The 11,765-nt window shown below is 63.0% G+C and carries 10 protein-coding genes and 1 pseudogene; 8 read left to right on the top strand and 3 right to left on the bottom strand.

The window, feature by feature from the left end:
- Together LB545_RS18225 and rpsF are read right to left on the bottom strand one after the other, a co-directional pair.
- Positions 1–136 (bottom strand): annotated as a pseudogene (locus LB545_RS18225) (30S ribosomal protein S18); the annotation flags it as partial.
- A complete protein-coding gene (gene rpsF, locus LB545_RS18230; protein ID WP_140494463.1) occupies positions 136–630 on the bottom strand; it encodes a 30S ribosomal protein S6 in 495 nt (164 codons plus the stop codon). The gene rpsF and the pseudogene LB545_RS18225, both read right to left, overlap by 1 nt.
- A 450-nt stretch (positions 631–1,080) precedes the next feature.
- On the opposite strand from rpsF, the gene LB545_RS18235 reads away from it, so the two are divergent.
- Complete coding sequence (locus LB545_RS18235) at positions 1,081–2,790, top strand: pilus assembly protein (RefSeq protein WP_224705590.1); 1,710 nt, start codon at positions 1,081–1,083, stop codon at positions 2,788–2,790.
- A 45-nt stretch (positions 2,791–2,835) separates the two neighbouring features.
- Here LB545_RS18235 and LB545_RS18240 read toward each other — a convergent pair whose 3' ends face one another.
- On the bottom strand, positions 2,836–4,764 hold the full coding sequence (locus LB545_RS18240) for an LTA synthase family protein (protein ID WP_224646406.1): 1,929 nt from the start codon (positions 4,762–4,764) through the stop codon (positions 2,836–2,838).
- 276 nt (positions 4,765–5,040) lie between these two features.
- On the opposite strand from LB545_RS18240, the gene fabD reads away from it, so the two are divergent.
- From fabD to gmk, 7 genes are all read left to right on the top strand, one after another.
- Positions 5,041–5,982 (top strand): ACP S-malonyltransferase, encoded by a 942-nt coding sequence (fabD, locus tag LB545_RS18245; RefSeq protein WP_140517846.1) that lies wholly within the window; start codon positions 5,041–5,043, stop codon positions 5,980–5,982.
- A 132-nt stretch (positions 5,983–6,114) separates the two neighbouring features.
- On the top strand, positions 6,115–6,852 hold the full coding sequence (gene fabG / locus LB545_RS18250; protein WP_140494457.1) for a 3-oxoacyl-[acyl-carrier-protein] reductase: 738 nt from the start codon (positions 6,115–6,117) through the stop codon (positions 6,850–6,852).
- A gap of 269 nt (positions 6,853–7,121) precedes the next feature.
- Positions 7,122–7,358 carry an acyl carrier protein gene (locus LB545_RS18255; RefSeq protein ID WP_006203723.1) on the top strand — a complete coding sequence of 79 codons (237 nt, stop codon included), beginning with the start codon at positions 7,122–7,124 and terminating at the stop codon, positions 7,356–7,358.
- 34 nt (positions 7,359–7,392) lie between these two features.
- Positions 7,393–8,655, top strand: coding sequence for a beta-ketoacyl-ACP synthase II (gene fabF, locus LB545_RS18260; protein ID WP_140494455.1), 1,263 nt, complete (start codon positions 7,393–7,395; stop codon positions 8,653–8,655).
- A gap of 102 nt (positions 8,656–8,757) precedes the next feature.
- Entirely contained in the window at positions 8,758–9,966 is a 1,209-nt protein-coding gene (mltG, locus tag LB545_RS18265; protein WP_140494453.1) for an endolytic transglycosylase MltG, read from the top strand.
- 170 nt (positions 9,967–10,136) lie between these two features.
- Positions 10,137–11,027 carry a YicC/YloC family endoribonuclease gene (locus LB545_RS18270; RefSeq protein WP_140555752.1) on the top strand — a complete coding sequence of 297 codons (891 nt, stop codon included), beginning with the start codon at positions 10,137–10,139 and terminating at the stop codon, positions 11,025–11,027.
- A gap of 3 nt (positions 11,028–11,030) precedes the next feature.
- Positions 11,031–11,687, top strand: a complete 657-nt coding sequence (gene gmk / locus LB545_RS18275; RefSeq protein WP_140494448.1) for a guanylate kinase — start codon at positions 11,031–11,033, stop codon at positions 11,685–11,687.
- Positions 11,688–11,765: the final 78 nt, after the last annotated feature.

The raw sequence follows: 11,765 nt of genomic DNA on the forward strand, positions 1-11,765 counted from the left end.
CGCGCTCGGAAATATAGCGCTGCAGGAGGCGCACGTCCTTGTAATCGATCTTGGGCGCGTTGGCGCCCGAGAACGGGCAGGTCTTGCGGCGGCGATGGAACGGGCGCCGGGTCGGGATCTGGTTGATGTCGACCATTATTCTGCACCCCCTTCAAAGCCTTCGCGCGGACGGCGCGGACCACGATCGCCACCGGCGTCGCCGCCGAAGCTGCGTGGCGGACGATCGCCGCGATCACGGTCGCCGAACGAGCGCGGACCGCGGTCGCCGCGGTCACGGTCGCCGAAGCCGCCGCGTTCCGAGCGCTCTTCGCGCTTCTGCATCATGGCGGAGGGACCTTCTTCGTGCGCATCGACCTTGATGGTCAGGAAACGCAGCACGTCCTCGGACAGGCCCATCTGGCGCTCCATTTCGTTGAGCGCTGCGGGCGGGCAGTCAAGATCCATCAGCGTGTAGTATGCCTTCCGGTTCTTGTTGACCCGGTAGGTGAGGGACTTCAGTCCCCAGTTCTCGACCCGGCCGACGGACCCGCCATTGGCGGAGATGACGCCCTTGTACTGTTCGACAAGCGCATCGACCTGCTGCTGCGAGAGGTCCTGCCGGGCAAGAAACACATGTTCGTAAAGAGCCATTATGTCTTTTCGCCTTTCTTCGTTTCTCTCCCGGTTCCCGGCGGCAAAAGCCTCTGCAACTTCTCTGACCCGCCAGGAGCGGGGAAGAAAGGAGCATGACGAGACGGTCGAGAGCGGAGACACGGGAGGCGGAAGCGCTTCTGGCTTCACGCGAAGGTTTTCGAAAACCTCCGGCCCTCCGTTCAGCCCCCAGCTGGGACCGGCAGATTGGCGGCGTCTATATAGCAATCCACGTGGAAGGCAAGAGCAGGCGGCAATCCCGGATGTCGCAGGGCCGGAAAAACCGGCATGTGCGGCAACAGGACTCCGTGGTTCCCGGAAACCAGGCCTTAACCACCATGACAGGTTGTATGGGGTTGCGGCCCCGGCATCAACCGCCGATTCATCATGTCTGGCGCAAAAAGCGGCATCCCGCTGTCAGCAACGGGCTAGGCATTTCCGGGGGTAAGGATGCTTCTCAAGAAATTCTGGCGCTCGAAAAGCGGCAACTTCGCGCTTTTGCTCGGGATCGGCTTGCCGGCCATCCTGTCGGCGGTGGCCTTCGCAGCCGATGTCTCCACCATCATGCGGGCCAAGAGCAACCTGCAGAATGCGCTCGACGCGGCAAATCTCGCCTCCTCGCATCTCGGCGATCTGGACATCACCCGCACCGACGCCTTCAACCGCTATTTCCAGGCCAACATAGCCGGACATGGCGAACTCACAAATGCGCGGGCCACGTTGACGGTCGACAGGGGCGTCAACTTCGTCAAGACGAAGGCCGTCGCCTCGGCTGACGTCGATTTGAACTTCGCCTTCCTGCTCGGTGAGAGCAGGCACATCGTGGTCGATGCCTCGGCGGTCGAATCGAACAACCAGCTCGAAGTCGTGCTGGTTCTGGACAACACCGGCTCGATGGCCGGCGCCAAAATTGCTGCCCTCAAGACAGCGACGGACAATCTGCTCAAATATCTGGAAGCGGCGCAATCACCGACGCGCAAGGTCCGCGTGGCGCTGGTACCCTTCGTCACGGCTGTCAATGTCAACGGCGACGGGTTCGACCCGTCCTGGATCGACATGGACGGCAAGTCATCCACCAATGGAATCAATTTCCCCGTCATCAACGACAAGCGTCCCAATCATATGGCGCTGTTCAGGCAGTTGATGAAAGATCCGGCCTCTGCCGCCAAATTGACGGGGTGGAAGGACGGCAAGGGGGAGGATACGGGTTGGAAAGGCTGCGTCGAGGCGCGGCCTGGTGTCCTTAATATCGCCGATACGCCGCCTGATCCACGTTACCCTGACACTCTGTTCGTGCCTTATTTCGCGCCGGACAGTCCGGGAAAGGGGACGAGACCTTCCAGCGGTTATTCAAACGATGCCTATCACTACAACAATTCCTTTATCGACGACGCCCCTGATGAGGCCAAACTTGCTCGGAATGGCGGACTGAATATTCTCGGAATAGACCTGAGCGGCTTGCTTGGAAGTGCTGCCGGGCTCCTGCAGGGTGATCTTGAAACAGTCGCCAAATATGTGGCGCCGCAGAACACCGCCATTGCCACCGCGGTCACAAACGATCCAAACGCCTTGCAATTGACGGTGGGCCCAAACCGGTCCTGTCCGTCGCCAATCGTCCCCTTGACCGAAGACTTTACAAAACTTCGCAACGAGGCCGCCAAGATGCTTGCATGGGCGGGGTCCGGCACCAATGTTTCCGAGGGCCTGGCCTGGGGCCAGCGAGTGTTGTCGCCGAGTGCGCCATATGCCGAGGGGACGCCTTGGAAGACGCCTGGGGTGAGCAAGATCGTCATGTTGCTCACCGACGGCGAGAATGTCGTCTACGGCGCCAGCAACGAGACGACCAAGTCCGACTATACGTCCTATGGTTTTCTCGCGGGCTCAGCCTATGGCGCTGCCGGTCGGCTTGGATCGGACAATCAGACGACCGCCGCGCGCAATGTCGACGGATGGACCAAAAGCGTCTGCACGCAGCTGAAGAAGCAGGGCGCCGAAATCTACACGATGGTGCTGCAATCCGATACCGCCGCCAACCGCACGCTTTATAGCGCCTGCGCCTCGGATCCCAGCGACTACTACGCCGTCAACGATCCAAACAAATTGCCGAACGTGTTCCAGCAGATCGCCAACAAATTCTCGAAATTGCAACTGACGAATTGAACGCTCGACCCCGCTGGGCGGCATCCTGGAAGGATGCCGCGAATTTCAGCTCATATGGGCGACGACCTTGTCCACCGTTTCGGGGAAGAAGTCGGGCGCCGCGTGGCGTTTGCCGAACATCATGTCGTATTGCAGCAGCCGGAAGTCGCGGATCGCCGGGTCGATCTGCTTTTGCCGCGCCCAATCGGGCGTGGCTTCTCCCGCCGGCGTCAGCAGCAGATTGCGGTCGACCACGCGGTAGCGTTCGCGCATCTCGCCCAGGAAGCCGGTATAGTAGGGGTGGGTGATGCCGGCCGTTTTCAGGATGTGATAGGGCAGGAAGGCGGGGCTGACGGCGCCCATGTCCTTGGCAGGGCCTGTGCGGTTCGACCAGATGACCAGTGGCGTCTGATGATGCTCCAGCGCCGCCTCGGCGGAAGCCTCCTTGCGCGGCGCGACATTGTCCTTCATGAACCCGGTCTCTACATAGACCGGCCCAAGCGGCGGCAGATGGTCGCCGAAGAAGGCGATGACGGTGGGGCGAGAGCGTTTCTTTGCCCATTCGATCAGGCGTTCGAGACCGCGGTCCGCGTCGGCCGAGCCCTCGGTGTAACTCAGCAGCGATTCACGCGCCCATTGGCTGATCGGCGCCTGCACGGTGTGGGTCGGGTTGTAGTAGCGGTTCGGCTCGTAAGGGCCGTGGTTCTGCAGGCTGACGGCAAAGAAGAACACCGGGGCATCGCTGGCATCGGCCTCGCTGATGATCTCGTCCGTCATCGCCGCGTCGGATGCCAGCGGCCCGCGCTTTTGCATCGGCGGCAACGTCTCTTCCGATCTGAAGTCGTCGAAGCCGAAATCTGCATAGACCGCGCCGCGGTTCCAGAACCAGTTGGTGCCCGGATGGATGGCGCGCGCCCTGTAGCCCTCCCTCTTCAGGAAGGTCGCCAGCGACGGCGTCGGCGTGCGCACATATTGCTGGTAGGGGATGCTGCCGGCCGGCAGGAAGGCGTTGGAGAAGCCGGTCAGTGCCTCGAACTCGATATTGGCGGTCATGCCGCCGAATTCGGGTGAGAACATGGAGCCCGAACGCAGCGCCCGCACGTTGGGGATCGGATCGGGCGTGATGGTGACCCCGGGCAGCTTGGTCGGATCCCAGAAGGATTCGCTCATGACGACGATGATGTCGGGCTTTTCCTGGGGCACCGAGGCGGTCACCTGCGGCCTGTCGATGGCCGCGATCGCCTTTTCCGAATAGCCTGGCGGCGCCGAGACATGCGCCATCGGCACGTTCAGCGCGAAGGCGAGCGCAAAGCCGTTGGAGGCGTAATTTTCCTTCTGGTCCCACATGATCGGGATGATCTGCAGCCGGTCCCGGGTCCAGGAGAAGGTGGCATAGTCCATGATCGAGACGAAGAAGGCGAGCAGCGGCACGGCCAGCGTCAGCCGGGCGAGACGGCCCTTGCGGCTGAGTATGGGCACCTTTCGACGCCAGACCCGCCAGCCATAGATGAGCAGCGACAGGCCGGCGACAATGCCGACAATCATGGCAAGGGCAGTCATCGGGCGGTCACGCACCAGAAGCGGCAGAAGCGCCACGATCTGGCGGGAGTAGAGGAAATCGGTCGGGTAGAGGGGATCGCCCAGGTAATGCGATTTCTGGTGACCGATGAAAGCCAGCGAGAGCGTCAGCGGCGCGACGATCATCAGGCTTTGATAGCTGCGGCCGAAAACGGCATCGAGGCCGACCAGAACCAGTGCGAACACCACGATCGTGGTCCAGCCCGGCTTGAGCGGCTGCAGGAAGAAGGAAACCGTGCCGGCGAAGTCGCCGCGCACGATCAATTCGATGGCGAACACCAGGACGGCCGCGATCAGCAGGCTGGTCAGCCCATAGCGTATGGTCGGCCACTTCCGTCCCGGCAGGTAGCCGGTGGAAGGATCGTCTTCCAGAAACTGTGGCGCGGCTTTGCCTGCGCCTTTCGAAATCCTAGCCACTTTAACTTCCCCACCCAGCGACAGACCCGTCACTCGATTGTCATGGAATTGTCACGCAAAGCTAGCGCCTGTGGCGGAAATAAGAAGAGCCAGCAAACGATTCGTGAGCGGTTTTCATCAGGAGTGATCGCCAAAAAGCCTTTTGGAACAGGCACTCGGCCGGCAAAGCTGCCAAGGGGCCGGGTCGAACCGGGCTTGACTTGGCAGGCCGCGTTGCGTCACAGGCAGGAAAATTCGTGTATCAGGCAAGCAGAACCGAGCTTTGGGAGCCCACACATGGCCGTTGCATTCACCTTTCCGGGACAAGGCAGCCAGGCTGTCGGCATGGGCAAGGACCTCGCCGATGCCTTCCCCGAGGCGCGTAGGGTTTTTAGCGAAGTCGACGACGCGCTCGGCGAAAACCTGTCGAAGCTGATCTGGGAAGGGCCGGAAGAGACGCTGACGCTCACCGCCAACGCGCAGCCGGCGCTGATGGCCGTATCGCTGGCCGCGATCAGGGCCTTGGAAGCGCGCGGCTTCTCGCTGAAGGACAAGATTACCTACGTCGCTGGCCATTCGCTGGGCGAATATTCGGCGCTTGCCGCCGCCGGCTTCGTCTCGGTTGCCGATGCCGCCAGGCTGCTGCGCATCCGCGGCAATGCCATGCAAGCGGCGGTGCCCGCCGGCGAAGGCGCCATGGCGGCGATCATCGGACTGGAGCAGGCCGATGTCGAAGCCGCCTGCGCCGAGGCTGCCAAAGGATCGGTCTGCCAGATCGCCAACGACAATGGCGGTGGCCAGCTGGTGATTTCCGGCGCCAAGGCAGCGGTCGAACTGGCTGCCAAACTGTGCACAGAAAAAGGCGCCAAGCGAGCGCTGATGCTGCAGGTCTCCGCGCCCTTCCATTCGGCGCTGATGGCGCCCGCCGCCGAGATCATGCGCGAGGCGCTGGCCGGGGTAACCAAGAACGCGCCTGTCGTGCCGCTCGTCTCCAATGTCACGGTCACTCCGACCAGCGATCCCGAAATCATTGCGCGCCGTCTGTTCGAACAGGTGATCGGCCGCGTGCGCTGGCGCGAGACGGTGGAGTGGTTCGGCGCGAACGGCGTCACCACGCTCTATGAAGTCGGCGCGGGAAAAGTGCTTTCAGGGCTGGCCCGGCGCATCAACCGCGAAATCGCCACGGCATCGGTCGGTTCCGCGGCCGAGGTCGAAACCGCACTGGCGGCGCTCGGGTGAGGCGCCGCGTGTGAATTTGATGGCGCGGCTTGTATCGCTGAAGATATTCCGTTGGTGATGGCAATCGGATACCCGCGAGACGTATACAGATAAGGTTGCTCGCTGAGCTTCCGAAACCAAAGAGGAAAACACATGTTCGAACTGACCGGCCGCAAGGCACTTGTCACCGGCGCGTCGGGAGGCATCGGCGAGGCGATCGCCAGGGTGCTGCATGCGCAAGGCGCCATCGTCGGCCTGCACGGCACGCGCGTCGAGAGACTGGAGGCGCTGGCCGCCGACCTGGGCGACCGGGTGAAGCTGTTTCCGGCCGACCTGTCGAACCGCGACGAGGTCAAGGCGCTCGGCCAGAAAGCGGAGGCCGATCTCGAGGGCGTCGACATCCTGGTCAACAATGCCGGCATCACCAAGGACGGGCTGTTCGTGCGGATGTCGGACGCCGACTGGGACAGCGTGCTCGAAGTCAATCTGACGGCCGTGTTCAGGCTGACGCGTGAGCTGACCCATCCGATGATGCGCCGTCGCCACGGCCGCATCATCAACATTACCTCGGTGGTCGGCGTCACCGGCAATCCCGGCCAGACCAACTACTGCGCCTCCAAGGCCGGCATGATCGGCTTTTCCAAATCGCTGGCGCAGGAGATCGCCACCCGCAGCATAACCGTCAACTGTGTCGCCCCGGGCTTCATCGAATCGGCGATGACCGACAAGCTCAACGACAAGCAGAAGGAGGCGATCATGGCCGCTATCCCGACGCGCCGCATGGGCACCAGCGCCGAAGTGGCGTCCGCCGTCGCTTATCTTGCCTCCAACGAGGCCGGCTACGTCACCGGCCAAACCATCCATGTGAACGGCGGCATGGCGATGATCTGATCGGGTCGGCCAAAGCATGCATTTCGGGCCGGGCCCGGGCATTCGCGGTGGCTTTGAGACGGCGACAGGCAACGCCTGGGCGGGCTGTGAAAAGCGACCATTTCGGCTTGGACGCCCACGATTTTTCGTGTAATGCGGCCCGCAACCCGGCGGTTCGGGCAAAAACCGGTCTGCGGCCATTGCGTTTCCGGCGGGACCATCTTTCAGCTTGATTAGCGGCATTCCGCCCGCTAACGAAGACAGACAACCAAAAGACGAGGATGCCCCAAATGAGTGACACCGCAGAGCGCGTCAAGAAGATTGTCATCGAGCACCTGGGCGTCGATGCCGACAAGGTGACGGAGCAGGCGAGCTTCATCGATGATCTGGGCGCCGACAGTCTCGACACGGTCGAACTCGTCATGGCGTTTGAAGAAGAATTCGGCGTCGAGATCCCCGATGACGCGGCTGAAACCATCCTGACGGTGGGCGATGCCGTGAAGTACATCGACAAGGCTTCGGCCTGACGCTTTCCGCAGTCATCACCGGGGAGGACCTGCGATGAGGCGTGTCGTCGTCACGGGCCTTGGGTTGCTGTCGCCGTTCGGCATGGGCTTCGAGCACAGCTGGAAGGAACTTCTGACCGGCCGCAGCGCCGCCAAGCGCATCACCGAGTTCGAGGTGGAGGATCTTGCCTGCAAGATCGCCCATGTCGTTCCGCGTGGTGACGGCAGCAACGCCACCTTCAATCCCGAGGCGGTGCTCGAGCCGAAGGAACTGCGCAAGATCGGCGACTTCATCCTGTACGGGATCGCAGCCGCCGACGAGGCGCTGAAGGATTCCGGCTGGCAGCCGAAGACCCATGCCGAGCAGTGCGCCACCGGCGTTCTGATCGGTTCGGGCATTGGCGGCATCGAAGGCATCGCCGAGAACGCGATGATCCTGAAGGAGCGCGGCCCGCGCCGCATCAGCCCCTTCTTCATCCCCGGCCAGATCATCAATCTCGTCTCCGGCCAGGTTTCGATCCGGCATGGGCTGAAAGGCCCCAACCATGCCGTCGTCACCGCTTGCTCGACCGGCGCGCATGCGATCGGCGACGCAGCCCGGCTGATCATCTGGGGCGATGCCGACGTCATGGTCGCCGGCGGCGCCGAAGCGCCGGTGACGCGACTGTCGATCGCTGGCTTCGCTGCCTGCCGTGCGCTCTCGACCGAGCGCAACGACGCGCCGCAAACGGCTTCGCGGCCCTATGACCGCGATCGCGACGGCTTCGTCATGGGCGAGGGCGCCGGCGTCGTCGTGCTTGAGGAACTCGAGCATGCCAAGGCGCGCGGCGCGAAGATCTATGCGGAAGTGACCGGCTACGGCCTGACCGGCGACGCCTATCACATCACCGCACCGGCTGAAGATGGCGACGGCGCATTCCGTTGCATGACGGCGGCGTTGAACCGGGCAAAGCTGACGCCCGCCGATGTCGATTACATCAACGCGCACGGCACTTCGACCATGGCCGACACGATCGAGCTCGGCGCTGTCGAGCGGCTGGTCGGCAATGCCGCATCGAAGATTTCGATGTCGTCGACCAAGTCGTCGATCGGCCATCTCCTCGGCGCGGCAGGGGCTGCCGAAGCGATCTTTTCGATCCTCGCCATCCGCGACAACATCGCGCCGGCGACCATCAACCTTGACAATCCGGAGCGTGAGACCGCGATCGACCTGGTGCCGAACAAGCCGCGTGCCCGCCAGATCGACGTGGCGTTGTCCAATTCCTTCGGCTTCGGCGGCACCAACGCTTCACTGGTCTTCCAGCGCTACAATGGCTGACCGTCCGCCTGCCGGACGGCGCTTCGGCGTGTCGTCAATTTTGCCATATTCGCCCCTACTCTGCCGCAGGGGATTCGTTGAGAGATCAAACGGTAGGGCGAAATGAACACAAATCCGGCCGGCAACGGAGAGTTCGGGCAAGGGCAGGCGACATCGGGGCCGATCGTACCGAAGACAGCCGCCGAAGCCTTGCGGCCGGAGGCCGGCACGCCGCCGCCGAAGCGCTCGCGTGCTTCGCGCAGTCAGGTCGTCGTGTTCATGAACTTCGTCATCTCCTTGGTGATGCTGATGGTTCTGGCGGCGGGTATCGCGCTTTACTTCGGCAAGCAGGAATTCACCGAGCCCGGCCCATCGGCCAATGGCGACACCTTCCTGGTCAAGCCGAACACCGGCGTCCAGGATATCGCCGACCAGCTCGAGCGGCGCGGCCTGATCAGCGACGCCCGCATATTCCGTCTTGGCGTTAGGGCCTTCGGCAATGATTCGGCGCTGAAGGCCGGCGAATACGAGATCAAGCCCCGGGCGTCCATGCGCGACATCATGGAATTGCTGAAGAGCGGCAAGTCGGTCATGTACTCGCTGACCATTCCCGAAGGGCTGACAGTCGAGCAGGCGCTGGCGCGCATCGCAGGCGAGCCCGCCTTGAGCGGCGACATGCCGGCCACCGTGCCTCCAGAGGGCAGTCTCGCCACCGATACGCTGCGCTTCACGCGCGGCGCCACGCGCCAGCAGATGATCGACAAGCTGCTGGCCGACCAGAAGAAGCTGGTCGAGGAGGTCTGGCAGCGGCGCGCCGCCGACCTGCCGCTCGCCAGCATTGACGAGTTCGTCACGCTGGCCTCGATAGTCGAGAAGGAAACAGGCAAGGGCGATGAGCGCTCGCGCGTCGCCGCGGTCTTCCTGAACCGGCTGGCCAAGGGCATGCGCCTGCAATCCGATCCGACCATCATCTACGGTCTGTTCGGCGGCAAGGGCAAACCCGCCGACCGGCCGATCTATCAGTCGGACATCCAGAAGCCGACGCCCTACAACACCTATGTGATCAACGGCCTGCCGCCGACGCCTATCGCCAATCCCGGCCGCGCGGCGCTGGAGGCGGTAGCCAATCCATCAAAGACCGACGACCTCTATTTCGTTGCCGACGGCACTGGCGGACACGTCTTCGCCGCCACGCTTAACGAGCACAATGAGAACGTTGCGCGCTATCGAGCCCAGCAGAAGAAGCAAGTCGACGACGCGGCCAAGGCTGATGCCAAGGTGGAGGGGCAGACCGACGCGCCCATTGACGGCGACGCGGGGGCGGCCCAGTAGCGGCGCACGGTTTTTCCAGCTCGTCCACGCTATCGGTTGAAGACAGGAGCGTTTGGATTTATCGGGGCGCCTCGTAAGCCGATTGGCAGGCGGGCATTTCGGCTTTCTGAAGGTGCGCGAGGCCGGATCAAGCAGTATCCGTAGTACGCGCCAGGGGGTATGCAGGCACCATGAATTTGCAGAGCATGACCGGGTTTGCGCGTGCTGTCGCCGAGCATGACGGCACCTCGATTGCCTGGGAGGTCAAATCCGTCAACGGCAAGAGCGTCGAGGTGCGGCTGCGGCTGCCGCAGGGCTTCGAGCGGCTGGAGCCGGCCATCAGGCAGACGCTTCAGAAACGTTTCGCGCGCGGCAATTTTCAGGCGACGCTGACCATCACGCGCGCCGCCGGAATGCAGTCCCAGCCCGTTGTCAACGAGGCCTTCCTCAAGGACCTGGCCGGGCTCGCCAAGCGGATCGAGGAACAATTTGGTGTTGCTCCTGCGACCGCCGACGGATTGTTGTCGCTGCGCGGCGTGCTCGATATTCCCGAGACCACCGAAACCGAGGATGTGCGCACGGCGCTCGACAACGCCGTCATGGCGGCCCTCGATGTGGCGCTGGAGGGGCTGGAGCGGTCCCGCGAGGGTGAGGGCGCGGCACTTCGCACGCTTCTGCTGGGCCACATCGACGCCATCGAGGCGCTGACGCTGGGCGCTGAAGCGGATCCGTCGCGCGAACCGGCGGCCATCCGCGAGCGCCTCGCCGAACAGGTGCGGCTCTTGATGGATGCTTCGGCCAACCTCGATGTCGGCCGCTTGCACCAGGAAGCCGCCTTCCTCGCCACCAAGGCCGATATTCGCGAGGAGATCGACCGCTTGAAGACGCATGTGACGTCCGGTCGTGCATTGCTTTCCGGCGGCGGCGCCATCGGACGCAAGCTCGATTTTCTAGCACAGGAATTTAACCGCGAATCGAATACGCTGTGCTCAAAGTCGAACGCTGCCGCGGTCACCGCCATTGGACTGGAACTGAAGGCCGTGGTCGATCAGTTCCGTGAACAGGTCCAGAATCTGGAGTAGCCGATGGTCGCCAGGGATTTAGGGTCCCGCATTCGCCGCCGGGGCCTGATGCTCGTGCTGTCGTCGCCGTCGGGCGCCGGCAAGTCGACGATTGCGCGCAACCTTCTGGAGAGCGATTCCAGCCTCGAACTGTCGGTCTCCGTCACCACCAGGCCGCGCCGCGGCTCGGAGATCGAAGGCGTTCACTATCATTTCCGCACCATGCGCGAGTTCGAGCGGCTGCGCGATTCGGACGCCCTGCTCGAATGGGCGGAGGTGCATGGCAATTGCTACGCGACACCGCGCGAACCGGCGGAACTTGCGCTCGCTCAAGGGCGCGACATGCTGTTCGACATCGATTGGCAAGGCGCCCAGCAGCTCAAGGAGAAGATGCGCGCCGACATCGTCTCGATCTTCATCCTGCCGCCGTCGATGAAGGAGTTGAAGGCAAGGCTGAAGCGCCGCGCCGAGGACCAGGAAGCGGTGATCGAGACGCGGCTGAAGAACGCGCGCAACGAGATCGAGCACTGGAAGGAGTATGATTTCGTCATCGTCAACGATGATCTCGATCGCGCCTTCGCCGAAGTGCGCGGCATCGTTGTCGCCGAGCGGTTGCGGCGCGATCGTCGGCCCGGCTTGTTCGACTTCGTCTCGGGACTTTTGGACGAGAAGACGAGCTAGCCTTTCCTTTGCCCACGAAGATGGGCCGGCGGACAAGCCGAAGGCCGGCAGCACCAAACGATGTGCCCGGGCAGGTCG

It is taken from the genome of Mesorhizobium sp. BR1-1-6 (assembly GCF_020165355.1).
GTDB lineage: Bacteria > Pseudomonadota > Alphaproteobacteria > Rhizobiales > Rhizobiaceae > Mesorhizobium.